A 25327-nucleotide genomic window follows, 5' to 3' on the forward strand; every position below is an offset into this window, starting at 1 on the left:
TGAAGATTCGGTCGTGTGCCAAGTGACCCGTGGTCAGTCCAGGCTGATCCAAACGGATTTGGTCTGCGTGTATCCCAGCAAGGATTCCTCGCCGAGGTCTCGCCCGTACCCCGATGCTTTGTAGCCACCGAACGGCGCCGCGGGATCGAGCATGTTGTACATGTTGACCCAGACGGTGCCCGCCTCGAGCTCCCGCGCCACCCGGTGCGCCCGCTTGAGGTTATCGGTCCACACACCTGCTGCGAGTCCATAGGCACTGGAGTTGGCGCGGCGCACCACTTCCGCTTCGTCGTCGAAGGTCAGCACCGACAGCACCGGCCCGAAGATCTCCTCCGTGGCGATCGACATGTCGTCACGCACATCGGTGAAAATCGTTGGTGTGAGGAAGTGCCCGTTACTGAGCGCGCCCCCCGGATACTCACCACCACAGACGAGGGTGGCGCCCTCCCGGGTGCCCGCGCGTACGAAGCCCTCGACGCGGTCCAGCTGCATCGCGGAGACCAATGGGCCCATCTCGGTACTCTCGTCCAACCCATGACCGAGCTGAATCGCTCGGGTGGCCGCCTCCAGCTCGGCTACGAGTTCGTCGTGGACGTCGCGGTGGACAAAGAGCCGGGAACCTGCACAACACACCTGTCCCTGGTTGAGGAAGATGGCGGCTAATGCGCCCTGTGCCGCGGCGTTGAGATCGGCATCCGGGAAGACGATGTTTGCGGACTTTCCACCCAGCTCGAGGGTGAGCTTCTTGATGCTCGGCGCGCTGGCGGTGATGATCCTGCGCCCCGTTTCGGTCGATCCGGTAAACGAGACCTTCGCAACCTTAGGATGATCAATCAGGGCTTGGCCCGCCTCCGGGCCGAACCCGGTGACCAGGTTGAGGACTCCGGGGGGCAGTCCGGCCTCGAGTGCGATTTCGGTCAGTCGGAGCGCGCTCAGCGAGGTATGTTCGGACGGCTTGAGGACTACGGTGTTGCCTGCCGCCAGCGCGGGGGCCACCTTCCAGGAAGCGATCAGTAACGGAAAGTTCCACGGCGCGATCGCGCCGATCACCCCCAGCGGTTCTCGTTGTGTGTAGACCAGTGCCTCTCCTACCGCCGGTGAAACCGGCAGAGTCCGGCCGGCGAGTTTCGTTGTCCACCCACCGAAATATCGCCAGATTTGGCTGGCCAGGCTCACGTCGATATACAACGACTCCGACAGCGGCTTGCCGTTGTCGAGGGTCTCGAGAGTGGCCAGTTCCTCCGCGTGCGCCTCGATCGCGTCCGCGACGTCGAGCAATATCCGACCTCGAGCGGCGGGGCTCAGGCGGCGCCAGGCCTGGAAGGCCACACTTGCGGAGTCGACGGCCCGATCCACGTCGATCGCGCCGCCCGCCGAAATGTTGGCCAGGACTGCGCCAGTCGCCGGGTCCGTGGTGGGAACCTCACTGCCGTCCGCTGCCGCCAACTTCTCTGTCCCGATCACGATGCTCGCGGAAGCGCTGCGCAAGAAAGACTGCACCGCCTCGGGTATGTCCACCGACATCATGGTCATCGGCCACTGCCTTTCTGTGTAGAAGATTACTTCAGAATTTCCTTGCGGCGCAACGCAGCCCGAACAATTGTGAGTGGCTGTCGAATGGTTGCGGCACATTTCACGACCGACGAGGTGCGGCGCAAGTGCGGAGGCCTCTTTTGTCGAGGAAATACGACCGAGGCGATTCTCAACCGACGATTGTCATTTTTCGTCGAGCGTCTTCACGTACTCGGAATCGGCGATCGGAAGGTCGACATTACTCGAACCACCTGGACTGCCGAGATCCTTGGTTACTTCCCTCGACGATTCTTGGAAGGGCTGCCACTGCTCATCGACCTTTTGTGCGGGACGGATGGCACTGACGGGACACACCGGCTCGCATGCACCGCAGTCGATGCACTCGTTCTGATGAATGTAGAGCATCCGGCCGCCCTCGTAGATGCAATCTACCGGGCATTCTTCGATGCACGACTTGTCCATAACGTCCACACACGGTTCACCAATGACGAATGCCATCAGATCTACCTCCTTGCTATTTGCGTGACAAACTTTGCCGACGAGGTCAGGCCTCGGCGAGCACGGGTTGAACCAGATCGCTCGAATGGCCTGGTGCGAGGGATGCGTTCGGGTCGAGCGCTACCGCTGCGTTGTTCACCGCGGTAGCCACCTCACCGAAACCGACGGCGATCAGTTTCACTTTCCCGTCGAAGGTGGCGGCGTCCCCCGCGGCAAAGATATTGGGCAGGGTGGTCCGCATTGTGCTGTCCACTGTGATCGACCGGCCTTCGAGTTCGAGGCCCCAGTCCGCGATCGGCCCGAGATTCATCAGGAATCCGAGCGCGGCAACGACAACCTGGGCCTTGACTTCACGTCCGGACGACTCGCCGGCGACCTTGACGACAACGCTCTCAACCTGATCATCGCCACGTATTTCCGCCACATCGGCATCGAGCAGCAGATCGCAGGCAGACTCACGCAGTAGGCGGACCGAGTGCTCGTGCGCCCGGAACTGCTTACGCCGGTGGACGAGCGTGACGGAGCGGGCCCGCGGTAATGCGGCCAACGCCCAGTCCACTGCAGAGTCACCGCCGCCGACGACGACGACATCCTGACCGTCGAGGACGTCTAGCCGGGGAACGAAGTAGCGCAGTCCTCGACCGAGAAAGGCCTCCCCGGTTGCCAGGGGCCGCGGAGTGACAGCTCCGACACCGGAGGTGATCACCACAGCCCGCGCGTCGATCACCACACGTTTCGAGGTGGTGACCCGCCACCCGGCGGGGAGGCGTTCGAGTGTGTCGGCCTGTTGTGAGAGCAGGTGTTTGGGAGCGAACGCCTCTGCTTGCTGGGTGAGATTCCGGATGAGCTGCTGCCCCTGCACGCCGGGCAGGCCGGCGACGTCGTAGATGTTCTTTTCGGGGTAGATGGCCTGTACTTGGCCGCCGACCTCGGGCAAGGCGTCAACCAGTGCCGTGCTGAGCCCTCGAAAACCCGCGCAGTAAGCGCCGAAGAGGCCAACCGGTCCGGCACCGACGAACAGCAGGTCGACGGCGACGTCGGCTGTCGAGATTTCGGTTGTCATGCAGATCGCTCCTCGGGTTCAGGGTTGGCGTAGACGGGTGGTACGGATGTGTGTCCGCGACTGCGACACGACACCGGACGGGTCAGGAGGTGGCACTCGTCAGAAGTTGGGACAACTGGAGCTCGTCTTCCGCGGCGAACTTGTCCTCGAGCTGCATCGGGGAGTAGTCCTCGTCGATCTCCTCCAGCGGCCTGCCGCGCGCGCTTTCGATCGACTCGAGCCGTCGGTTGAGCTTGTCCATCCCGTAGTCGGTCATCTCGTCGATGGTGATACCGAACGGGATTTCGTCGAAGGTGTCGAAGATCCTGACGATCAGCTGCAGGGCGGGCTCCAACAGCTCCTGCATGCGCTCGTCTACGACATCCCAGTTCCGGTCGTCGGCGGCCACATGCCGCCGGCAGGTGAACGTGCCCCAGGCCATGTGCCGACGCTCATCGTCACCGATGTGCTTGATCACTTCCTGCATCCCGGGCAGGATGTTGCGACTCTTGCAGACCTTGGCCCAGGCGTAGTAGCCGGTGAGCGCGAGGCATCCCTCGACCACGTGGTTGTAGGTGACCGAGGCGCGGATCTGGGCCGCCGGCGACGGGTCCGTGGTCAGTGCGTACAGCGACTTGGGGAGTTCCTCGGTGAAGATCCGCTGGTAAGGCTCGCTGTAATCCACATATTCGTGGAGATCGCTGCTCAGTCCCACTGCGTCGAACCAAAGTCGGAACGCCTGCATGTGCTTGGCTTCTTCGAAGGTGAACTGGGTGAGGTAGGCCTCGTCGGCCAGCCTGCCCTCGGCGGCCATCGCCGACATGAAGGGCTGCAGATCCTGTGCCACCGACTCCTCGCCGGCGATGAAATGTGCGGCGAGGATGCAGGTGAGCCGCTTTTCTTCATCGGAGAGTCCGGCGAAGTCTTGGGCGTCCTGGGAGAAGTCGATGGCTTCGGGGTCCCAGAACTTCTTGTTTCCCTTGCGGAACAATTTCATTGCGAATGAATTCATTCGCAGGCCGCCCTCGCTGAGGCTGCCAAATCCGCTTCGTTTGCCATGCTCGATAACGCGGTCGATTGCCATACCATTTCCTTTTCTAGTGGTGCGCGTTTGGTGGAGGAGAATGCGAACTCAGTAGCGGATCACGCCACGGATGTTCTTTCCGTCGCGCATATCTGCGTAGCCCTGGTTGATGTCCTCGAGGTCGTACTCGGTTGTTACCAGCTCGTCGAGCTTCAACTGTCCGAGGGTGTACAGCTCGAGCAAGCGGGGAATGTCGTGCTGACCGTTCGATGATCCGAACAGCGATCCTCGGATTTGCTTTTCGTAGAGGGTCAATTCGAGAAGGTTTGTCGTGATGGTGGTTTCCTCGGGGTGGCCGATGGCGGTAACGACGACTCGGCCCCGCTTGCCGACGAGGCTCAGGGCGGGTGTCATATAGGCGCCCTCGGCGACATCGGTGGTGATGACGCAGACATCCGCGAGCTGGCCGCGGGTGAGTTCGCTGACCACGTTCCACGCCTCGTCGACCGACGAAGCGGTGTGCGTGGCGCCGAACTCGCGTGACTTGGTGCGTTTGAACTCGACCGGGTCAACGGCCATGATCATGCGGGCGCCGGCGATCCGTGCTCCCTGGATCGCGTTCATGCCGATGCCTCCTGCGCCGATGACGACGACGGCGTCGCCGGCTCGCACCTCACCCGAACGAACTGCGCTGCCGTACCCGGTCGTTACTCCACAGCCCACCAGCGCAGCCTTGTCCAGGGGAATGCCGTCATCGATCTTCACCACCGATGCTGCTGGGACGACCGTGTATTCGGAAAAGGTTCCGAGCAAACACATTTGACCGACATCCTCGCCGCGCGCATGGAACCGGTACGTCCCGTCGAGTTGGGGTCCGAGCATCACCGCGGCACCGGAATCGCACAAGTTGCCGATCCCGCGTACGCAGTACGAGCACCGGCCGCATGCGGGCAGGAACATCATGACGACGTGATCACCCTCGGAAATGTCGGCGACGTTCGCCCCTACTGCCTCGACGACACCGGCGCCCTCATGCCCTCCCACGAGCGGGTAGGGGAAAGGCAAGTCGCCTGTGACCAGGTGTTCGTCGGAATGGCACAGTCCGCTGGCGGTCAGCTTGATCAGAACCTCGCCCTCGCCGGGTGGATCCAAGTCGATCTCCTCGACCTGCCACTTCTCGTTCTGACCCCACAGGACTGCTGCTTTTGTCTTCACGGGCTGTTGACTCCCTCACTCGCGGAACGGCGTGTAACCATCATCACAATGATTGGGGGGTGTTCGCGCGAGCCGCGCGTGCCGCTGATGGCCCCTGGGGGCCAGGTGCAGGACTATGTATGCCACGGCTCGACCACGGTGTACCGAGTTGTTCCCTTGGCGCGGTCACATAGGTAGCCGGGCGTTACCGGCGAGCCCGGTACCGGGGCGCCCTATAGGTCGTGGACTGATCGATCACCTGAGAATTCGTTGATCACCGTGCCGTGCCGGGTCGCGCGAGGGCTACGCGGCCACTTCGACAGACTGCGGAGGAGTGCACCGGGCGGGCATCGCCTCGGATTCGCGACACCCAGGCGCCGGGACTGGCCCTCCACTCACGTAATGGGCACTTCGAGGTACACCGCGAGGCCACCACCTGTCCGCGCACCGAAGTGCAAGCGCCCATTCAGCGAGATCACGATCTGATCGGCGATCCACAAGCCGAGTCCCGCGCTACCACGCTGATCACCGACGGACACGAACTTCTTGGTGACGATGGAAGCCAGCTCGGGAGGTAGCCCGGGGCCGCGATCGAGGATCTCGAGATGCAATTCGGACCGACTCACTCGAGCGACTATGTCGACCGGCTCACCCCGTCCGTGCCGACTGGCGTTCGTGAGCAGATTGGTGATCACGCGGCGAAGCAACTGCGGATCGAACCGGCACCGGACATCCGGTGGCGAGATCGTCATCCGAAGTTGAGGAGGGACCAGGCCGACGGCGTCTGCGGTGGCAAGCAGGAAGTCGTGCAGAAGAACCAGCTGCCGATGCCCGGTGCTGAACGTGGGTCGACGGCTCGCTGCAACATCCCCCAGAGCATCCATCATCGCCGACAGGTGACCTGCATGTGCCGCGATCAGGTCCCTGGCCCGTTGAGTATCGTGGGCCGGTAGATTGCGTTGACCTGCGTCGGCCAGGGCCTTCAAAGAAGCGATCGGCGTTCGTAATTCGTGCAAAATGACCTGTAGGCCAGTCTCCTGGGCCTCATACGACTTCAGCAATCGAGCACGCAGGTCCCGTTCCTCCTCGGCGGCCGCGTGTTCGGCGGCCGCTTCGGCCCGCGCCGCCGCCTGCGCTTGCGCCGCGCCTTCGGTGAGCAACGTGAAGGCCGCCGTCAATGCGGCGGTGAACAACAGATATAGCGGCCACCACAGCCCGGCCTGTAGTCGAACCTCGAGCGGCGTGTCCGCGGAGTTCACAGTGAGTGCGAGGAGGAAATACGACACACCCAGCGCAAGGGAGAGCAGGACGGTACCCGCAAAAGACAATCGCGTCGCCGCGGCGATGATAACCAGAAACAGCAACGCCACGGTGGGACTTTCCCTACCGCCGGTTGTCGCGATGAACCCGAGCGACAGCCCCGCGTCCAGGGTAGTCACGATTGCGGACGCCCTCATGCTCCCCAGTTCAGTCGACGGATAGTAGAACCCCGTGAGCGAATACACGGTCGAGATACCGAGGAGAAGTAGCGCCCACCCGAGATGCTCGCGTACATTGCCCGCTCCCACCGCCAGCAGCACCCCCACCGACAGCACGACACCACAACGGACGCTGATGATGATCCGCTGGATCGTTCGGATATCGGTATCGCTAAACGATTCCGTGCCCGAGTGCATACTGGATCCCGACGAGCGCCACCACGGAACGGCCGACATGGTTACCTCCCACTTACACTCAACCAGTCGTTTGATGTGTAATCACTGTGGCATGACACTAATTCGGGTGAGGCAATGCGTGACCAGAAACTGATATTGGCCCTGATCGATGATCATGATTTGTTCACGCAAGGGCTGGCAATGCTCCTCGAGGCGCAGGACGCCGACCGTTTCGAGGTAGGCGGCATCACCAACCGAGCAGATGAGGCCCTGGCCCTGGTCGGCTCGTGCGGTGCAGACATCGCAATCGTCGATCTCACGATGCCCCCGACCGGCGGAATGCTGGCGATTCGTCAAATCAAGTCCCGATACCCCGACACGAAAGTCGTCGTGCTGTCCGGGACGACGGACTACAAGCTCGCCGAGGAAGCCTTACGAGCCGGCGCCGACGGATTTCTACCAAAGTCGGCGGACCCACACGTACTGGTAGCTCCGCTCTTGACCGTGGCCGCCGGTCTACGAGTCATCGCACCTGATTTGTTGACCGTACTTCTCGATTCTGTCCGGCACCCTCCGCAAAGCCTGCTCGACAAACTGGCCGTGGAGGAGATTCGACTCTGGGTTCTGCTCTCCCGCGGCCTGGAGACCACGGAGATCGCCAAGCACATGCTCGTCTCCGAACGCACAACCAAACGAATGGTGGCAGCGCTGCTCAACAAACTGGGGGCGCCGAATCGGGTCGTCGCGGCCGGCTTGGCCGGTCACTACGGGCTCCTCGGCACGAGCACAGTCGACTGAGCGTCGTCGCCAGATCTATGAAGTTCCTGGCCCGGTTGTGCAACCAGAAGTGGACGTAAGGGCCGCGGTCAGCGCCCCGGGTGTGGCCAACACGATGAGATAGTGCCCGATGGCACACGATCGAAGCTCGCTGACGCCAACTGCGTGGGTGGTCGGCCCGCCTATGCCTGAGCAGCGCAACGGGCCGTGAGGGCATGTCAAGCACCGGCCACCCCCCCAAAAAAGGCCCAGTCCAGCCAACGTCAACACGGTCTGGGGCCGGCACACCTACGCCACCCAGGCTAGGGCGAAATCCCTGTCGGAATGGTCTCCAAGCTGCTCGGGCACACATCGTTGACCATCATTACTAACGGGCACCCTGAGCGGCGAGCACGACAAACGCTGGCCGGAGCCGACTGGTTCACCACCACGGCGGTGACGCTACGAGTCCCAGGTATTCCGTGCCGTCCACCCCACCACGATTCCTCTGCGGCGAGGCGCGTCGGTACGGCACCTGCGCCGCGACGCGGACGTCCTGTGCAGGCGCCCGGCCCACCATGATGGCCCTGCGGGTCAGTTCTTCCGCCCATGGCGGTTGGACGATGGGCATTCGTATTCTTTCCAGAAAATGCTAACGCAGGCATCGCCAGGGAGACCAGGATTAGGAGATGGCCGATGCAGAGCCCGCACGGACTGAACGCGACGTAGCGCTCTCAGTCGTCTCCGAGCTCGAAGCCGAAGGCTTCAACGACGCGCTGGAAGTTGGTCGCGGAGGCTTCGGCGTCGTCTACCGTTGTGTTCAGACCGCATTGGATCGAACAGTCGCGATCAAGGTCTTGAATGAAGGCTTCGAACGTGACGAGCGCGAACGCTTCGTCCGAGAACAACGGGTCATGGGAAGATTGTCCGGGCATCCGAATATCGTCCAGATACTGCAGGTGGGAGTTCTCGCGGCAGGGCGCCCGTATATCGTGATGCCATTCCACGCGCGCGATTCGCTGGAAGCGTGGGTTCGACGCCACGGCCCCTTGCCCTGGCCGGATGTCCTTCAGGTCGGGATCAAGCTCGCTGGCGCTCTACACACAGCACACGACCTCGAGATATTGCACCGCGACGTGAAGCCGGCCAACATCCTGATCACCGACTACGGGGAGCCTCAGTTAGCCGACTTCGGCATCGCGCGGGTCGGCGGCGCCTTCAAGACTTCGACGGGACACATCGCAGGCTCGCCCGCCTACACCGCCCCGGAATTGCTGCAGGGTCAGGCACCCGGACCGGTATCCGATATCTACGGACTCGGCTCGACGCTCTTCACGTTGATGACCGGACACGCAGCGTTCGAACGCCGGGCCGGCGAGGGCGTTGTTGCTCAGTTCGTACGAATCACCCGTGCGTCGATCCCCGACCTCCGTATGCGGAATTTTCCACCCGATGTGGTGGCCGCAATTGAGCATGCGATGGCCAAGTCTCCAACAGACCGCCCCCAATCGGCCGTCGCTCTCGGAGATGAACTCCGGGGAATCCGAGAGAAGCACGGATTGTACAGCGCGGATATGGCGCTTGCAGGGCCCACAGGAACCGATACTTTCGCGAACCGTTCCGCGGACCAACCGGTTGGTAGGGCACATGAGGCTGGGTGGATGCCTGCGGCGACATCCACACCGCCGAGCGCCTCGACCAAGTTCCGTCCGCCCACCTCCACTCGACCATTGGTGGTGCGGCGCAGGCTGATCGACACTCTGCAAAGTGGTGCGCACCGCAGATTGGTCCTGATACATGCGCCCGCCGGCTTCGGCAAAAGCACGCTGGCGTCGCAGTGGCGAGGCGTTCTGGTCGAGGACGGTGCCTCAGTCGCATGGCTGAGCGTCGACCCCGACGACAACAATGTGGTCTGGTTTCTCGCCCATCTGGTAGAAGCAGTCCGCCAGGTTCGCCCCGCCCTGGCGCGTGAGCTCGGACAGATCCTCGAAGACCATCCCCCGGACGCGGCCCGATACGTACTGAGTTCGCTGATCGACGAGATCCATTCCAGTGGCGAGCGTTTGGTGGTCGTCATCGATGATTGGCATCGGGTGAGCGCAGACGAAACGATCGAGGCCATGGACTTCCTCCTCGACCATGGGTGTCACCATCTGCAGCTGGTAGTGACGAGTCGCACTCAGGCCGGTCTACCCCTGAGCAGGATGCGGGTGAGCGACGAACTCGTGGAAATAGACCCGGACGCACTGCGGTTCGATGCCTCGGAAGCGAAGGCTTTCCTCCTCGACGTCAATGGCCTGCGGCTAAGCGAATCGGAGGTCACTGAACTGGCCATCGCGACGGACGGATGGGCGGCCGCGCTGCAGTTGGCATCGCTGTCGCTTCGCGGCCGGGACGATCCGGCAGAGTTCATCAGACATCTGTCTGGACGGCATCATGCCATCGGCGAGTATCTCGTGGCCAACGTGCTTCACACGCTCGAGCCCCACCTACTCGATTTCCTGATGGCCACGGCGATCGCCGAGAAGGTCTGCGGCGACCTAGCCGCAAAACTAACCGGCCTGCAATCTGGCCAGGCACTGCTCGAGGAAGCCGAAGGTCGGGATCTCTTCTTGACCAGCATCGACGATGACAAGGAATGGTTCCGCTACCACCATCTGTTCGCCGAGTTCCTCCAACGTCGACTCGAACGAGTCGATCCGGCAAGGGCCCGAGAACTGCATCTCACTGCGTCGACCTGGTTCGAGGACCACGGAATGCTCAGTGAGGCAGTCGATCACGTAATGGCGGCGAAGGATTTCGATCGTGCCGCTCATCTGGTCGAATCAGGTGGAATGGAGTTGATCGAGAACTCCAGGATGGCAACATTGCTTGGTCTTGTCGCGAAGCTTCCCCCCGCTGTGGCATACAATCGACCGCGTCTTCAGCTCACCGTCGCGTGGGGAAATGTGTTGTTACAGCGGCCGAAGGTCATGCAACTCGCGCTCGACCGTCTCTCTTCCTCCCTCGATTCGGAGTCGATGACCGAGTGGGAACAGCGTGCTATCGCCCGCGAAGCAAACTTGGTCCGAGCAGTCGCAAAGGTCCTCGCCGATCAGAGCGAGGGTGTTCAGGACCTGATCGACGACATTCTCCGAGATCCTGACGGTTTGCGTCCTTTCGTCGCGTCGGCCGCGAGCGATGTGGCGTCGTTTCTGGCGATTCACAACTTCGAGTTCGCGGCAGCTCGGCGATGGCAGGACTGGGCACGCAGGTATCACGAGCAGACCGTCGGGCCGTTCAGTGCGGTCTACGGCCACTGCATGGCTGGAGTAGCAGCATACGAGGTTCTCGACGTCGGGGAGGCCGAGAACATCTTTCATACCGCACTGGCGCTCGCACGACAGACCGGCATGCACAGTCACGCCGCACGCCTCGCTGGCGCACTTCTCGGTTCTGTGCTGTACGACAAGGGCGCCATCGACGGCGCGGAAGAGTTGCTCGATCGCAGCAACGAACTCGGCCCCGAAGGTGGTGTCGTCGACATCATGCTCGCCACCTACGGCGTTGGATCACGGATCAAGGTACTTCGCGGAGACCGTGATTCCGCGACGATCCGTCTGGAGGAAGGGGCGAGGATAGCGGAGAAGCTCCATCTTCCGCGTTTGGCCAAGCGCATTGTGAACGAGCGAATTCGCGCCGGATTGCCAATCGATCCCTCTTTGGAAGCGCGTCTGAAAGATGCCGGCCCTCGAGAGGAGATGGAGAACGGGATCGCGGAGGTCTCATCTCAATTCGACGAAGATTCGACGATAATGCTGCTCCTCGCCGACCGTTCTGACGCATCCATCGAAGCGGCCCTCGCCCGTGGGCGAGCGCTGGTCGAGAGCGTGAAGAAGCAAAAGCGGCCGCGAGCACTGATGGTGTCGACATTGCTGCTGGTGCACTGCCTTGCATCGGCGGGCCGGATGGACGAGGCCAAACGGACGCTGGCTCCAGTCGCGTCGCAGTGTGCCGTTCTCGGACTACCGCGTTTGCTGCTCGATGGCGGTGCGGAAATTCCACATGTTCTGTCCCAGCTTCTCGAAGACGTCCGCTCCGGTGATCGATGGTTACGGCGGTGGCCCGATGTGACCGCCTCGTTCCTCACCGATGCCATGGGCCGCGATGTCTGAGTTCAGCCGCTGACCGCTCGTATTCACGGGCAAGCGGTCCGGCGCCAAAGGCGTAAGGATGAACGGGGTCGTGGGCCACGTGAAGACAACCAGCACGCGCACGCAGCGAAGGTAGAACGTGCGGAGCGGAGGGAGGCCACGGAATTGGCCCGACACGGGGCCGCCGCACCACGGCAGCGGATGAGGGAGGGCATGGGCGATGGGTAGGTACCCGAGCTGGGGATGATCCACTACCCGGACTGGGAAGTGGTGCCCTCGGTCCAGGACGAGATGCGCCGCACGCTCGCTATTCACGATGACGACACCACCCGTCTTGGTGATATTCCGCAGGTATCTGCACCTGCTCGAAAGCGACGGAATGTGAATCAGCGACCGATACAAGCTCCCGGGCGAGATCTCCGGCGGAATGCGACAACGTGCCGGTCTCGCTCGCGCTCTGGTTCTCGACCCGCAGCTCATTTTGTGCGATGCGCCGGACTCCGGTCTCGACCCGGTCCGCCGGGCCTACCTCAGCCAGCTGTTGATCGATATCAATGCGCAGATCGACGCCACCATCTTGATCGTGACCCACAATATTTCCGTCGCGCGCACCGTGCTTGACAACATCGGAATGCTCTTTCGTAGGTATCTGGTGATGTTCGGCCCCCAGGGAGGTCCTCCTCACCAGCGACTAGTGTCGTACGCCATAAATTCGTGCTTTAACTTGATATACCGAGGCATGCCTCGAACCGGACGCCCGAAGGCTGAGTTGATGTTGACCGATAACGAACGCGAACAACTCGTTCGATGGTCGCGGCGAGCGAAAACCCCCCAATCGTTGGCACTGAGGTCGCGGATCGTGTTGGCCTGCGCGGAGCCGGGGATGACCAACAAGCAAGTCGCGGCAGACCTGGGGATATCCGCTAACACGGTCAACAAATGGCGCGGGCGCTTCGTCGACCGACGCCTCGACGGCTTGGTCGACGAACCTCGACCGGGTCGTCCGCCCTCGATCTTGCTGGACCGGGTCGAAGACGTGGTCACCGCGACACTGGAAACCACCCCGGCCAATGCGACGCACTGGTCGCGTACCGCGATGGCCAAGCGCACCGGCCTGTCACCGTCGACGATCGGCCGGATCTGGCGCAAGTTCGAACTCACACCGCATCTGACCGACGGTTTCACGCTGTCCACGGATCCGCAGTTCGTGGACAAGGTTGTCGATGTTGTTGGCCTTTACCATAATCCGCCCGAGCATGCCGTTATCCTCTGTGTGGACGAGGAGGGCCAGATGTAGGCATTCAAACCGTTCCCAGCCGGTGCTGCCGATGATGCCCGGCATGCCGGAACGGCGCAGTCATGACTACGCCCGCAGCGGCGTCACCAGCCTGGGGGTACCTCCCTGGACGTAGTCCTTGGGGGAGTCGCGGCATTCAACATCGCCGACGGTACGGTGATCTCCGAGCTTCATCGACGTCACCGGGCCGTGGAGTTCAAGAAGTTCCTCACCGCGATCGACAAGGCCGTCCCCGACGAGTTGGACGTGCATCTCGTCTGCGACAACCTGGCCACCCACAAGACGCCGGCAGTAGGCGACTGGTTGGCCAAGCACCCACGTTTTCACGTCCACTTCACCCCGACCGGGTCCTCCTGGATCAATCAGGTCGAGCGCTGGTTCGCATTCCTGACCGATCAGCTGCTCCGCCGTGGTGTACACAAAAGCGTTGCAGCACTGGAGAAAGACGTTCGCAACTGGATCAAGACCTGGAACGACGACCCGAAGCCGTTCGTCTGGCACAAGACCGCCGAGGAGATCCTCGATTCCCTCGCCAAATATATCTCACGAATTTCTGACGCGGGACACTAGCCCGTCGTGGAACAGTTCCTCAGTGGTCGCCGAATCGGCCCATCGGTATGAGCGAGGAGAAGGATGAATCGCAGATTGCCCGGGAGCAGGCGTTGGTCGAGGCTGGCCATCATCGTGGCGGCACGGAAGAGAGATGGAAGGCATTGTCGCGCAGATTCAGCCGACTCCAGGGCTGCCGTTTCGCGAGGCCGTGTTCCGTCGTCAGGAGCGGTCAGGGAGATCATGCATACGCTGCCCCCAACGCGCAGGCGGCCATCAGGGAAAGCATCGACGCCGAACAGGACACACAGGTCCTTCCCGCGGGTGGTGCGAATATTTGGACGCCGGCATAGTTCGACCGAACCCATCTCGTGTCAGATCCCGCATCACGCCTGGCGGGGCGGGCCGCTCGTGAAGCTCCAACTCCGGTCAGCTGAGATGAGTGATCTGAGGCGTCCAGGTCGACGCATGGAGCTCCGGTCATGTCCTCACAGAATGTCCTCACAGACGAAGGAAACGGAGAACGACATCAGAAATCTGCCGACAGGTCTCCACATTCTCTCGGTGTACGTTGCCATCGGCGGCGGGCAGGACTATGTGGCTGACCGTGAGCCGGATCAGCACGTCGACGGCGTGGTCGATGTCGGCGCGGTCATGGTTGGGTAAGTGTTCATCGAACCAGCTGATCAGCCGTTGCGTGGCAAGTTCGAGCATTGATGTGGACGTGGCGACCAAGCGCAGTACGCTCGATTCCCCCCGGAGGTCATCGAGCGGTGCGGTCAGCGCTGCGCGAAGCAACGGACTCTCGACTGCTTCGTCGAGGGTGTATTGCACCGCTTCGGTGATAGCCCTCGGGACGGAGTCGGTGTTGGTGTCGAGGATGGTCTGTATTCCCGTGAGGAACCGCTCCGTTTCACGTAGTACGAGGGCGTCCCCGAGCTCATTTTTGCTGGCGAACTCTTTGTACAACGTCGGACGCGAAACTCCGATCATGGCAGCGACGTCACTGAAGCGGACCTTGTTCCACCCTTTTTCGGTGATCAACGTCTGCGTCGCACGCAAGGCTTCCTCTCGCATGTGCCGCCGATAAGACATCCGCAGGGATTCCCCGATCACGACCATCACCTTAACGGATGGGTGACAAGTGTTCAGATCGCGACACTGGTCCGATAGTGCCGGTCAGCGAAAACGCGTTTACAAACTATGCGACTATGTATCTGCATATACAATTGATCAAAATATGTATGCAATGATTCTTCGAGTTGAGACGTACAAGCTCCTTCGAAAGGTGCCGTATGAGTCGCAGGTGTAGCAATCACGGTGAGGGCGGTGAACAACGACACTCGGCTGATGGTTTGCGCGTACCGCAGAGCGCCGACAAGGGGGTGTTGGGACAGTGGTGGGGGAGATTTCACCAGCACCATCCGACTGTCCGAGACGGCGACGAGCTTCCACCGCATCACAGTTGGTGCCTGGGGTGCGGACCCGATAATCCGCACGGGCACCACCTGCACGCGCGCCGTCGCGGAGAGGGGGTCGTCGCCGAGCACGTCTTCGACGACCGGCACATGGGCGCTCCGGGGATCGCGCACGGCGGCGCCGTCACCACGGTCCTCGACGACATGTTCGGGATGCTGCTCTACACCGTAGGCGAGATGGCGGTCACTAGGCGCCTCGACACCGAATTCCACGCCCCCGTCCTGCTCGGCACTCGGTACGTGATCACCGCGGACCTGCAGCGCCGTCGCGGGCGCAAACTCGACGTGACCGCGCGGATGGAAGTAGCGACCACCGGGGATCTTGCCGCATCGGCGCGCGCGTTGTTCATCGTCGTCGACCTGGCACATTTCACGACCTCGCTGACACGTGCCCAGTCCACCACGGATATCGACCAGGACCTCCCGTGACCGCCTCGAGCACTGGGGGCTGCTCGTCGATGCGTTGCTCACCGATCACGGCCCCGCCGGCCCCTACGCCGCGTTCGCTCGGTTGCGCGGCGCTCACCCGGCACTGTCGACGCGGACCGGAGCGCTGATTCTCTCCCGCTACGACGACTGTGACGCCGCGCGACGAGACCGTAATCTGGGCAAGGTCGACGAATCGCTCGGGTTTCGCCTCAGCGAAGGGCCCGAAGAATTGCAGCGCACCGCGATGCGTCGTTTTCGGCGCACGATGCTTTCGCAACCCACCCGACCACGCGCGGTTGCGCCGCATCGTGGTAGATGTGTTCACCCCTGTCATATCGACGAACTGCGCTCGTCGGTGATCGCCCAGATCGAGTTGCTGCTGGACAAGATGAGCGTGCGACCCCATGCCGACATCATTGCCGATCTGGCTTTACCCTTACCGGTCTCGGTGATCGGGACGATGCTCGGTGTCCCGGATGACGACCGTGCGGCGGCGGCGCAGCTGGTTCGCGACCTCGTCGCCCCGCTCGAACCCAGCGCTGACGCCGCCGCCGTCGCGCGCGCGGCCGTCGCCGAGGATCGATTGACCGACTATTTCACCGGGTTACTGTCGGCAAAACGCCGAGCGCCGGGCGACGATCTACTCAGCAGGTTGGCCACCGCGCGCGGGGACAACGCGTTCGACGACGACGACGAATGCGTGGTACCGCGCTGCTGCTGTTTGCCGCGGGCTTCGAGACCACGACCAATCTCATCGGTAACTGGGGTGGCGGCGCTGCGCGCACACCCCGAGCAAATGCACTTGCTCCGCGAACGACCCGAAATTGTCGGCACCGCAGTCGAGAAACTCCTGCGCTACGACGCCCTCGTGCAAACCAACGGATGCACAGTGCTGCGCCCGACCACCCTCGCCAGCCACGACCTGACCCCAGGGCGGGCCGTGCTCACACTCCTTGGTGCCGCCAACCGCGACCCCGACGTCTTCGACGACCCCGACACTCTCGATCTCACCCCGACCGGACGCCCCCCACTTGCCTTCGGAGCCGGAATCCTTCCGCAGCCTGCAAGCCTCAGGATGCCAAATACTGGCCGACCGCCTCGGCGATCCTGCCGTCCACGCAGCGGCGGAGGCGGCGCATCTCGCATCGCGCGGGCGGAGCGGAGTGGCGACCGCAGCGTCCGACAGAAGCATGCCCGCGATCCTCCGAGCGGCTGTCGCCGCCGACCGTGCCGCGTTCTTGCCGGAGATGGAGGCGAGCCTCGCCGGGCGCTGACCGTCGCGGCCCGCTCGCTGCGCGGTCCGCAGGCTTACCTCGTACCCGCCGCCGTCGACCTGATCACTGCTCCACCCCGCTCGACAGCACCAACTAGCACCTATCGCTCCCAGGACATCAACCGAAAGTTGATGTTCCCCACTCGTCCGCGATCTTGCCGGTGACGGGATTTTCTCACTGTGACGCCGTCGAGGTTCGGGCCACGGCTTCCCCAATGCGCGCCCGGTATAGACGAGCAGGTCGGCAAGTCTCGGGGGTTGAGTCATCGTTCACTTACGCAACCCCCGTCGCAGAACTTAGGCCACGGTCGTCTCGAATCCAGCCGACGCCGGTATACCCGCCCCAGCGTCGACCGAACTGCAGCTGTCAACCGCCTTCCTCGACCGCTGACCGACATGCCTACCGGTGGGCTCCACGACCTCCGCCGTATCCCGCTCATGCCCGATTTACACTCCGAAACAGAGTGTCACACTATGGACACTCTAGCTAGAATGGAGACGTCGTTCGAACCGCCTTTCGCACGATTCCTCAGACGGAGCTGCCATGACCACCGAGACCTCTGGCACTACCCCGACGAGCGCCACACGGCGCCTCGCACGGCCGTACGACGAGACCGACCTGTCGTCGAGCGCGTTCTGGTCGTCGACCGCCGGCGAACGGGAAGTTACGTTCGCGCATCTGCGCGCGACGAACCCGGTGAGCTGGCACCGGCCGGTGGAGAAACTCCTCATCGAAGACCCCAACGATCAAGGCTTTTGGGCTGTCATGTCCCACGCGGCGCTGGTGGAAGTCACCAAGCGGAACGAGGACTTCCTGTCCGGCGAGGGCATTGTGATGGAGTCGATGCCGCAGGAACTGCTCGACGCCGGACAGGGTTTCATCGCGATGGACCCGCCCCGGCACACCAAGGTACGCCGGCTGTTGACCTCGGCGTTCACCCCGAAGCAGATCACCCGCATCAACACCCAGATCCGCGGCAACGCGAAACGAGTCGTCGATGACCTCGCACCCCAGGGCGAGGCGGATTTCGTGACCGAGTGCGCGGCACTGCTGCCGATGCACAACATCTGCGACATGATGGGTGTGCCTGAGGATGTGCGCCGCAAGGTCGCGGACGAAGCTCGCTACGCGGGCGGATGGAGCGATCCGGAGCTGATGGGGGACCAACCGCCGATCCCCCGCCTGTTCGAGGCGATGGGATATCTGCGTGAGGTGGCTGCCGACCTCATCGGCAAACGCCGCAACCATCCCGAGTCCGACCTTCTGACCAACCTGGTCGAGGCTGAGGTCGACGGCGAAAAGCTCAGCGACGATGAGATCGTCTCCTTCTTCGGGCTGCTCACCATCGCCGGGAACGACACCACCCGGCAGAGCACCAGTCACGCGATGAAGGCCCTCACCGACTTCCCCGACCAGCGCGCCTGGCTGATGGACGATTTCGATGCCCGCATCAAGACTGCGGTCGAGGAAATGGTCCGCTGGGCCACCCCGATTATGACCTTCCGCAGGACCGCCGCCCACGACTGCGAACTGGCCGGTCAGCAGATCACCGAGGGTGACAAGGTCGTCATGTTCTACGCCTCCGCGAACTGGGACACCGAGGTCTTCACCGATCCGGAACGCTTCGACCTCTCCCGCGATCCCAACCCGCATGTGAGCTTCGGGGGTGGCGGCATCCACCACTGTCTAGGAAACCAGCTCGCCCGCCAGCAGCTCGCTGCGCTCTTCGACGAGTTGCTCCACCGCTTGCCTGACATCGAGGTGTGTGGCGCGCCGTCCTACACCGTGAGCACCTTCTTTCACGGGGTCAACCACCTCCCCGTCCGGTTCAGCCCGTCGCACTGACAAGGAGACGACATGAGAATCGTGCTCGATGAAAACAGGTGTTCCTCGACCGGGATGTGTGAGGCCACCGCCCCGGAGTTCTTCGAGGTCGGCGACGACGGTGCACTGCACATTCTCGACGCCAACCCCGCCGACTGCCACCGCGCGCTGATCGAGGAAGCGGTGGGCGTCTGTCCAACCGACGCGCTGAGCATCGAGGACTGACCCCGGTGAGCGAATCCGGCCTGGTTGTCGTCGGTGCCTCGTTGGCCGGGCTGCATGCGGTCCAGTCGGCCCGCAAGACCGGCTACCACGGTCCGATCACGCTGCTCGGCGCCGAGGAGCACCTGCCCTACAATCGGCCGCCACTGTCGAAGGGGTTCCTCGCCGAGGGCCCGGCACCGGCGCCTACCACGTTCCCCGGTGCCGCTTCGCTACCCGACCTGGGTGTCGAGGTGCGCCTCGGTTGCACTGCCACCGGTCTGGACACCGCGACACACCACATCATCGCCGGCGATGAGCGGATCAACTATTCCAGCCTGATCGCCGCGACCGGTTCCCGTCCCCGCACCCTGCCCGGCGAACAGCTGCCCGGAGTGCACACCCTGCGCACCGTCGAGGACGCGCAGGCAATTCGTACGGCCCTCGAGGCGCAGGCACGCACTGTGATCATCGGTGCCGGATTCATCGGTGCCGAGATCGCCGCCGCCGCCCGTCGACGTGGACTTCCCGTCACGATGGTCGAGGCTGCACCGCTGCCGCTGATCCGCGCTGTCGGCCCGCAGATGGCGGTGGCGTGCGCCGCGCTGCACACCCGCAACGGCACCGACCTTCGCTGCGATGTCACGGTCACCGCTCTGACGGGAACGGACCGGATCGAGCACGTGCATCTCTCCGACGGCACCGTGCTCGACGCGGATCTCGTCGTCGTGGGGATCGGTGCGGAACCCGTTGTGGAGTGGCTCACGGATTCGGGCCTCGACCTCGACGACGGTGTGGTGTGTGACGCGACGTTGAAGGCCGCTGACTCGGTGTACGCGGCGGGCGACATCACCCGATGGAACCACCCGCTGTTCGGGGAGTCGATGCGCCTCGAGCATTGGACAGCGGCGGCTGAACAAGGGACTCTCGCTGCCCGCAACGCCCTCGATCCTGACAACGCCACTCCCTATCAGACTGTCCCCTACTTCTGGTCGGACTGGTACACAGACAAAATCCAGATGGTCGGCATCTGCGCTGCCGACGACGTTGTGGTCGTCGGTAGCATCGATGACCACGATTGGCTGGCGCTGTACTGCCGCGGCGACCTGCTCGTCGGCGCGTTGGCAGTCAACAAGCCCGGCAAGATCATGAAGTATCGCGCCAAAATCGCGGCCGGAGCCACCTTCGCCGACGCCCTGACATTCGCCGGCGCCGGCGTCCGATGAGTCGGTTCGAAATCAACCTTGTCGCGTAACTCCGCAGTCCGGACAGCAACTGCGAGCACTTTCACCGAGCAGGTCTGAGCACTTTCGCCGAGCGTCATCAGGGCATCTGGCCTCGTGGGCGGGTACCGCGCCGGGGTCGAACGAGTCGGCCGGTCGGGTGAAATCCACGAAGACCCGGCCCGGAAACCGGTATCTCAAGGGCGCCCCGGCACCGCCGCCCTCGCCGTCTCCTGCTAAGGGAACCTATTTCTCGGCGAAGTTCCGGCGCATCGCCGCGCGCCGGACTCGGCTACCGCGTCACCGTCGCGCCAGCTGCCTAACCGAATCCGGCACCGCCACAATAGAACCCGGATCCGCAAGCTACGCCGGGTCTCCGACGTACGCCCGTGGTCAAGGGGATTTTCGGGTCAGAGGAGCAAGGCACACTCCCGCTTGCTCGAAGTTGTCGTGGGCTATCTGCGGCTGAGCTGGATTGGTAGTCCGTCGACGGGAACGGGCAAGGAAGTGTTGTCCCAGCGGACGGTGTAGTCGTCAGGAACAGTCCAGGTGTAGACGCGCAGCATCTCGTGCAGGATCGCTTTGACCTCGAGTGTGCCGAAGTGAAGTCCGATGCATTTGTGCACGCCGCCACCGAAGGGAATCCAGGCGAAGCGGTGCGACTGGTCTTCTTGACGGTCGGGGGCGAAGCGATTCGGGTCGAAGGTGTCGGGATTGGTCCAGTAGTCCTCGACGAAGTGATTTACCGCGGGTGCGACAGCGACGAGGGTGTCGGCAGGGATGTAGTGGCCGAGGACGTCGGTGTCGGCGACGGTCTTGCGCATCACGATCGGTACGGGTGCGACCAGTCGCAGCGTCTCCTTGATGATCAGGTCGAGGGTTTGGAGTCCTTCCAGGGCGTCGATGTCGGGTAGATCGTCGCCGAGGGCGTCTGATTCGTCGCGGGCCTGTTGCTGCCAGGCCGGGTTCTTGGCGAGGTAGTAGGCGCACGCGGCCGTGGTGATCGTTGATGTGTCGTGGGCGGCCATCATCAGGAAGATCATGTGGCTGATGACGTCGTCGTCGGTGAAGCGTTCGCCGTCGGCGGTGGTGGCGTGACAGAGTCCGGCGAACAGATCGTTGCCGTCGCCGGACCGCGTTTCTGGAAGGTGTCGTGCGAAGTAGTCCTCGAGCACTCGCCGTCCCTTGACGCCGGCGCGCCACCGTGTGGCGGGCAACGGTGCCCGCACGATTGAACTCGCGGCACGCACGGTGGCGACGAAGGCCTGGTTGATCGCTGCGGCGTCCTCTCCGCCGCCGCACCCGCCCATGAACACTTCGGTGGCGATGTCGAGCGTGAGGTTCTTCAAACGTGGATAGATGCGTAGCGTGCTGTCGGTCGGCCAGGTCGGCACGTTCTCCCGCACGCAGGGGCCTACCTGGTTGGCGTAGCCGGCGAGCCGGTCGCGGGTGAAGGCCTCCTGCATGATGCGCCGGTGCATGCGGTGCTCATCAAAGCTCATCAGCATCAGGCCGCGGTGGAAGAACTTGTCGATGAGATAAGTCCAGCCGTCTTGGGAGAAGGCCTTGTCCTTGTTGGTGAGCACGTGTTGGGTAGCGTCCGGCCCGGAGACGATGACCATTCGGGTGCCGAAGGCTCCCATCCAACAAACCGGTCCGAACTGGTTGTACCGGTCGCGGGTGAAATCCGAGCCGAAGCGGATGTAGTCCAGAGTGTGCCCGAGCAGCGGCAGTCCTCGGTCGCCTTCGACCGGCTTGAGTCCGCTGCCCGACGGTGGCTCAGCGAGGTGGCGGGTCGGCCATTTGTGGCTGAAGCTGCGCAGTGCGTTCTCGATCCGTCGTGGCGCGGGGAGCATCACGACGGATGACACGCGTTCGCGCGCCTTGTCCAGCGGAGCGTGAATCAGATTGACCATGGGGTACCGTCCTTGACGTCTGTCGCCTAGTTGTCTAGGGCTTTGCGGGCGCGGTCTCGGTGGTTGCCGCCGGTTCACCGCTCCGATCTCGGGTGGGCGTGCAATCTGTTCGGCCCGCGTTCATACCACCAGTGGGACGTTGCAGGCGCTGATGACGCCGACCACCGGAAAAGGCCGGTATCTGATCGACAGCAGCTTGGTCGCGGTGAGCAGTGTTTGCGTGCGGGGATTGCTCTTCGGCGAGGAATTTCGCGGAAGTCGCAGACCAGGGGACTTCGATCGAAGCCTCTTGCCGGGGTTCGCCTGTTCGGACTGTAGCAAGGTGTTCTTCGGTGGCCAGCAAACAGTCTCGGAAACGTAGTATCCAGGTGACCCGCGATCCAAGGCCGTCGCAGTCCCGTCTTGGCTGCCCATCCCGAAGCGCTGTCACCTCGTACGTGACAGACGCGCGCGGTCCGGGACGGTGCCGAAGACCGGGCCGTACACCGCCAGGGTGCCGCCGTGCTCATGTGTTTCCCATGTCGTGGCGCATCCAGCGTCTCAAGGGTGGCGTTTCGCCAGCTTCGTGTCGAAGGCGGCGTATCGGAGTTACGGGGCGCAGACGCTCGGCGGACAAGGCTGAGGTCATCGATTCTCCCTGCGATGTGGGGTCTAACACACGTCTGGCCAGTCTCGACAGAATAGTAATCTTTGTCAATAGTGCGACATTGTCTCAATGTTTGTCGGAGGAGGAACTGCTAGATGTCAGTCGGCGCCGTGCAAGAGGACCGGAACACGATCAGGAGCAGGGCAACGCGCCCAAGCGGCAGCAGTAGGCTCGAGTCGGACCGATCTCCTCGACACGCCTCAAAGTAGGAATTATCTTGGGCAAGTGGAATATTCGCAGCAGATCCGAGAAGATTGTCGTGCTGGGCGAGCTGTTCGTGGCCGTCGGCGAGCGCGAATGCGGCGGCGAAATCCTCGGGGTCGCATCGGTAGACCGAACTCGAGGGGGTGTACGAGTCCGCAGGGCAGGGTCGACGAACCGGGGCGCCCGGATTCGGGCGGGGCGTCGGGCGATTCCCCTTCTCGGTGGTACCGACGGCTTCAGTGACGGGGCTGGATCTGGCGAGAAGCGCCGCCGCAAGCTCATAGGCGGCTGCTCCGGCTGGATGGTGAAGGCTCCGCGGACGAGGTCGGTGTCGACGGAAGCGTGAGTGCTTTCGTTGCCGGGCTTGGACGCGGTGTAGGCACCTACGCGGTGTGGGCACCTATCAGTCGCATGTGTCCTGCCGTGGCAAGTGGGGAATGTTGAGCAGATAACCCCTGCGAAGCAGATGGGGCAGGACGGCACGGTCGGGGGCCAGGCGCCCAAGTTGACTACGAGGGTGCGTTCGATGTGTTCGACAGGTGCGGCGAACAGGGGCCGACGAAGGCGACGCCGACGAAGGCGACGCCGATGGTAACGTCGATTCCGCCGAACCGTTCGGCCGTCACGTCGGCGGCGGCCGTTATTGCTGCGTCATCGGTGACGCCAGCTTCGAAGACTACTGTGCGATCGCCGAGTTTGATTGCGAGGGTGCGCATTCTGTCCGCTTCCGGGCCGACGAGCGCGCCGTTCGCCCAAGTGGCATGCAGACGTCGGGGCGAGGGCTTCGCCGATTCCTCTGTCGGCTCCGGTGACGAAGAAGCTTGCTTGTGTGAGTGGTCGATGAGCGAGCCATGTGCGTTCAGTCCTTCGGGTCGGTTGGTTTGAGTTGGCCGGTCAGTGCGGGGCCAGGTATCGGCGGCAGAAGTCGCGTGCGGTGTCGGGGTCGTCGAGATCGACGATGGTCGTGGGAGTCAGCACGAACGACAGAATCAAGCGCACGGTCAGTTCGGCGACAATGAGTAGTTCGGCGCCGGTGCGGTCGTCGTCCAGGCTCTGCGCGAACTGTGCGGCGAGAAAGTCCGAGCATGTTCGAACGAATTCCCTGCCCTGCACGGTCAGATGGGGCAGAAGAGCTTCGGGTTCGCTTTCGAGCAGCCGATTGAGCAGCGTGTGACTGCGTAGGGCGGCGAGCGTGAAGACGAAGCCCTCGGTCAGCTTGTCTTCCGCACGGGGATATCGGTCGGCCTCACGCTGCAGGTCGGTGAGGAACTTTCCGAGCTCGCGCATTATGACCGCTTCGATCAGGTGCTGTTTGCTCGGAAATCTGCGGTACAGCGTGACGCGCGCGAGCCGTGAACGCCGTGTGATGTCTTCCACTGTCGACCGGTTGATCCCGAAGCAAGAAGGTCGCCGTGATCGGCACCGGCGCGAGTGCCGTGCAGATCATTCCCCGAATTAGTCAATACGGCCGCGCACGTGAAGGTTTTTCAGCGGACTCCGGGCTGGGTGGTGCCCCGGCTGCAACACCCCGGAGTGGAACAAGGCCCTCTACCGGACGGTGCCGCCCGCCCAGACTGCAGCCCGTAGTGCGGTGTTCGGGATGCACGAGTTCATGGCGCTCGGGCTGGTGTGGCACACCGCGATGACCCGACTTCTCCAGCAGATTTCCCGGCTGCAGCTGCGACGCCAGATCAAAGATCCCTGGATGCGCCGCCAACTCACCCCTCGCTTCACGGCGGGATGCAAACGACTGCTCGTCACCAACGACTACTACCCAGCGTTGAGTCGGGAGAACTGCACCCTCATTACCTGGCCCATCGCGACCCTGTGTCCGGAGGGCATCCGCACCGCCGACGGGCTCGAACATCACGTGGACGCGATCGTGTTTGCCACGGGCTTCGATGTGGCGAAGTCCGGCACACCCTTTTCGATTGTCGGGATCGACGGTCGATCCCTCGACGAGGAGTGGTCGTCCGGTGCCTACGCGTACAAGAGCATCAATGTCGCCGGCTATCCGAACCTCTTCTTCACTTTCGGCCCGAATTCCGGGGCCCGGGCACAACTCGGCGCTGGTGTACATGGAGGCACAGATCGACTACGCCGTGCAGGCGATCCGGGCCATGGGACGCTGGAATCTCAAGTACCTCGATGTACGTGAGAACGCGCAACGCAGCTTCGATGCCCTGCAGAAACGGTTGGCGAAAACGACCGGGAACTCAGGGTGCCGAAGCTGGTATCTGACCGAGGACGGCTTCAACGCCACCATGTACCCCGGGTTCGCCACCCATACGTCAAACAAATGGCGGACGTGCGGTTTCAGGACTACCAGGCCGTCGCCGGGAGGCCGTGAGGCCGTGAGGCCAAGGGACGAGGAATGCGCGCCCGAACTTTCCTAAGCCTAGGTGTACCCAGCTCGGACATGTGTGCCATCTGCCCGTCGATCATCGACGA

The 25327-nt window shown here is 63.0% G+C and carries 18 protein-coding genes and 5 pseudogenes; 12 read left to right on the forward strand and 11 right to left on the reverse strand.

From position 1 onward, the window contains the following. Positions 1-33: 33 nt before the first annotated feature. From MLGJGCBP_RS31910 to MLGJGCBP_RS31935, 6 genes are all read right to left on the reverse strand, one after another. On the reverse strand, positions 34-1533 hold the full coding sequence (locus MLGJGCBP_RS31910) for an aldehyde dehydrogenase family protein (RefSeq protein WP_012686931.1): 1500 nt from the start codon (positions 1531-1533) through the stop codon (positions 34-36). Between the two features lie 183 nt (positions 1534-1716). Continuing rightward, positions 1717-2031 (reverse strand): ferredoxin, encoded by a 315-nt coding sequence (gene fdxA, locus MLGJGCBP_RS31915; protein ID WP_007297940.1) that lies wholly within the window; start codon positions 2029-2031, stop codon positions 1717-1719. Between the two features lie 46 nt (positions 2032-2077). Further along, a complete protein-coding gene (locus tag MLGJGCBP_RS31920; protein WP_007297941.1) occupies positions 2078-3094 on the reverse strand; it encodes an NAD(P)/FAD-dependent oxidoreductase in 1017 nt (338 codons plus the stop codon). An 82-nt stretch (positions 3095-3176) separates the two neighbouring features. Further along, positions 3177-4157 (reverse strand): R2-like ligand-binding oxidase, encoded by a 981-nt coding sequence (locus MLGJGCBP_RS31925; protein ID WP_007297942.1) that lies wholly within the window; start codon positions 4155-4157, stop codon positions 3177-3179. 48 nt (positions 4158-4205) lie between these two features. Continuing rightward, complete coding sequence (locus tag MLGJGCBP_RS31930; protein ID WP_007297943.1) at positions 4206-5312, reverse strand: NDMA-dependent alcohol dehydrogenase; 1107 nt, start codon at positions 5310-5312, stop codon at positions 4206-4208. A 374-nt stretch (positions 5313-5686) separates the two neighbouring features. Then, entirely contained in the window at positions 5687-7006 is a 1320-nt protein-coding gene (locus MLGJGCBP_RS31935) for a sensor histidine kinase (RefSeq protein ID WP_012686932.1), read from the reverse strand. Between the two features lie 75 nt (positions 7007-7081). On the opposite strand from MLGJGCBP_RS31935, the gene MLGJGCBP_RS31940 reads away from it, so the two are divergent. Further along, positions 7082-7744: a response regulator transcription factor gene (locus MLGJGCBP_RS31940; RefSeq protein ID WP_007297945.1), complete on the forward strand. Its 663-nt coding sequence runs from the start codon at positions 7082-7084 to the stop codon at positions 7742-7744. Positions 7745-8144: 400 nt separating this feature from the next. Here the strand turns inward: MLGJGCBP_RS31940 and MLGJGCBP_RS31945 are convergent, their stop codons facing one another. Further along, positions 8145-8333, reverse strand: coding sequence for a hypothetical protein (locus MLGJGCBP_RS31945; protein WP_012686933.1), 189 nt, complete (start codon positions 8331-8333; stop codon positions 8145-8147). 58 nt (positions 8334-8391) lie between these two features. Here MLGJGCBP_RS31945 and MLGJGCBP_RS31950 point away from each other — a divergent pair, with 58 nt between their 5' ends. The 4 genes and pseudogenes from MLGJGCBP_RS31950 to MLGJGCBP_RS52140 all read left to right on the forward strand — a co-directional run. Further along, positions 8392-11856: a serine/threonine-protein kinase gene (locus tag MLGJGCBP_RS31950; RefSeq protein WP_007297946.1), complete on the forward strand. Its 3465-nt coding sequence runs from the start codon at positions 8392-8394 to the stop codon at positions 11854-11856. A 367-nt stretch (positions 11857-12223) separates the two neighbouring features. Further along, a pseudogene (locus tag MLGJGCBP_RS50740) lies at positions 12224-12527 on the forward strand (ATP-binding cassette domain-containing protein); the annotation flags it as partial. Between the two features lie 80 nt (positions 12528-12607). Beyond that, positions 12608-13702, forward strand: a pseudogene (locus MLGJGCBP_RS31955) (IS630 family transposase). Next, positions 13703-14034, forward strand: a pseudogene (locus tag MLGJGCBP_RS52140) (ABC transporter ATP-binding protein); the annotation flags it as partial. A gap of 148 nt (positions 14035-14182) precedes the next feature. On the opposite strand, the gene MLGJGCBP_RS31960 reads toward MLGJGCBP_RS52140, so the two are convergent. Next, positions 14183-14803 (reverse strand): TetR/AcrR family transcriptional regulator, encoded by a 621-nt coding sequence (locus MLGJGCBP_RS31960; RefSeq protein ID WP_308821644.1) that lies wholly within the window; start codon positions 14801-14803, stop codon positions 14183-14185. 446 nt (positions 14804-15249) lie between these two features. On the opposite strand from MLGJGCBP_RS31960, the gene MLGJGCBP_RS53835 reads away from it, so the two are divergent. The 6 genes and pseudogenes from MLGJGCBP_RS53835 to MLGJGCBP_RS31990 all read left to right on the forward strand — a co-directional run. Further along, positions 15250-15588: a PaaI family thioesterase gene (locus tag MLGJGCBP_RS53835; protein ID WP_007297951.1), complete on the forward strand. Its 339-nt coding sequence runs from the start codon at positions 15250-15252 to the stop codon at positions 15586-15588. A 34-nt stretch (positions 15589-15622) separates the two neighbouring features. Beyond that, entirely contained in the window at positions 15623-17026 is a 1404-nt protein-coding gene (locus MLGJGCBP_RS31970; protein ID WP_193384909.1) for a cytochrome P450, read from the forward strand. Between the two features lie 379 nt (positions 17027-17405). Continuing rightward, a complete protein-coding gene (locus MLGJGCBP_RS31975; protein WP_007297953.1) occupies positions 17406-18707 on the forward strand; it encodes a cytochrome P450 in 1302 nt (433 codons plus the stop codon). A gap of 12 nt (positions 18708-18719) precedes the next feature. After that, positions 18720-18911, forward strand: a complete 192-nt coding sequence (locus MLGJGCBP_RS31980) for a ferredoxin (protein WP_007297954.1) — start codon at positions 18720-18722, stop codon at positions 18909-18911. 5 nt (positions 18912-18916) lie between these two features. Further along, positions 18917-20113: an NAD(P)/FAD-dependent oxidoreductase gene (locus MLGJGCBP_RS31985; protein WP_007297955.1), complete on the forward strand. Its 1197-nt coding sequence runs from the start codon at positions 18917-18919 to the stop codon at positions 20111-20113. Between the two features lie 91 nt (positions 20114-20204). Further along, a pseudogene (locus tag MLGJGCBP_RS31990) lies at positions 20205-20396 on the forward strand (transposase); the annotation flags it as partial. A gap of 169 nt (positions 20397-20565) precedes the next feature. On the opposite strand, the gene MLGJGCBP_RS31995 reads toward MLGJGCBP_RS31990, so the two are convergent. From MLGJGCBP_RS31995 to MLGJGCBP_RS32005, 3 genes are all read right to left on the reverse strand, one after another. Further along, positions 20566-22026: a cytochrome P450 gene (locus MLGJGCBP_RS31995; RefSeq protein ID WP_007297956.1), complete on the reverse strand. Its 1461-nt coding sequence runs from the start codon at positions 22024-22026 to the stop codon at positions 20566-20568. A gap of 1359 nt (positions 22027-23385) precedes the next feature. Next, positions 23386-23592 carry a hypothetical protein gene (locus tag MLGJGCBP_RS32000; RefSeq protein ID WP_007297957.1) on the reverse strand — a complete coding sequence of 69 codons (207 nt, stop codon included), beginning with the start codon at positions 23590-23592 and terminating at the stop codon, positions 23386-23388. A 178-nt stretch (positions 23593-23770) separates the two neighbouring features. After that, positions 23771-24253 (reverse strand): TetR family transcriptional regulator, encoded by a 483-nt coding sequence (locus MLGJGCBP_RS32005; protein WP_007297958.1) that lies wholly within the window; start codon positions 24251-24253, stop codon positions 23771-23773. 23 nt (positions 24254-24276) lie between these two features. Between MLGJGCBP_RS32005 and MLGJGCBP_RS52145 the strand changes: the two are divergent. Beyond that, a pseudogene (locus tag MLGJGCBP_RS52145) lies at positions 24277-25226 on the forward strand (flavin-containing monooxygenase); the annotation flags it as partial. Positions 25227-25327: the final 101 nt, after the last annotated feature.

This window comes from Rhodococcus sp. T7 (assembly GCF_009872365.1).
Lineage (GTDB): Bacteria > Actinomycetota > Actinomycetes > Mycobacteriales > Mycobacteriaceae > Rhodococcus_F.

What these genes read in the sequence shown, in the direction of transcription:
- MLGJGCBP_RS31910 (WP_012686931.1), bottom strand. Translation starts at nt 1,533, where the DNA reads ATGACCATGATGTCGGTGGACATACCCGAGGCGGTGCAGTCTTTCTTG.
- fdxA (WP_007297940.1), bottom strand. Translation starts at nt 2,031, where the DNA reads ATGGCATTCGTCATTGGTGAACCGTGTGTGGACGTTATGGACAAGTCG.
- MLGJGCBP_RS31920 (WP_007297941.1), bottom strand. Translation starts at nt 3,094, where the DNA reads ATGACAACCGAAATCTCGACAGCCGACGTCGCCGTCGACCTGCTGTTC.
- MLGJGCBP_RS31925 (WP_007297942.1), bottom strand. Translation starts at nt 4,157, where the DNA reads ATGGCAATCGACCGCGTTATCGAGCATGGCAAACGAAGCGGATTTGGC.
- MLGJGCBP_RS31935 (WP_012686932.1), bottom strand. Translation starts at nt 7,006, where the DNA reads ATGTCGGCCGTTCCGTGGTGGCGCTCGTCGGGATCCAGTATGCACTCG.
- MLGJGCBP_RS31940 (WP_007297945.1), top strand. Translation starts at nt 7,082, where the DNA reads ATGCGTGACCAGAAACTGATATTGGCCCTGATCGATGATCATGATTTG.
- MLGJGCBP_RS31945 (WP_012686933.1), bottom strand. Translation starts at nt 8,333, where the DNA reads ATGCCCATCGTCCAACCGCCATGGGCGGAAGAACTGACCCGCAGGGCC.
- MLGJGCBP_RS31950 (WP_007297946.1), top strand. Translation starts at nt 8,392, where the DNA reads ATGGCCGATGCAGAGCCCGCACGGACTGAACGCGACGTAGCGCTCTCA.
- MLGJGCBP_RS31960 (WP_308821644.1), bottom strand. Translation starts at nt 14,803, where the DNA reads ATGGTCGTGATCGGGGAATCCCTGCGGATGTCTTATCGGCGGCACATG.
- MLGJGCBP_RS53835 (WP_007297951.1), top strand. Translation starts at nt 15,250, where the DNA reads ATGGGCGCTCCGGGGATCGCGCACGGCGGCGCCGTCACCACGGTCCTC.
- MLGJGCBP_RS31975 (WP_007297953.1), top strand. Translation starts at nt 17,406, where the DNA reads ATGACCACCGAGACCTCTGGCACTACCCCGACGAGCGCCACACGGCGC.
- MLGJGCBP_RS31980 (WP_007297954.1), top strand. Translation starts at nt 18,720, where the DNA reads ATGAGAATCGTGCTCGATGAAAACAGGTGTTCCTCGACCGGGATGTGT.
- MLGJGCBP_RS31995 (WP_007297956.1), bottom strand. Translation starts at nt 22,026, where the DNA reads ATGGTCAATCTGATTCACGCTCCGCTGGACAAGGCGCGCGAACGCGTG.
- MLGJGCBP_RS32000 (WP_007297957.1), bottom strand. Translation starts at nt 23,592, where the DNA reads ATGCGCACCCTCGCAATCAAACTCGGCGATCGCACAGTAGTCTTCGAA.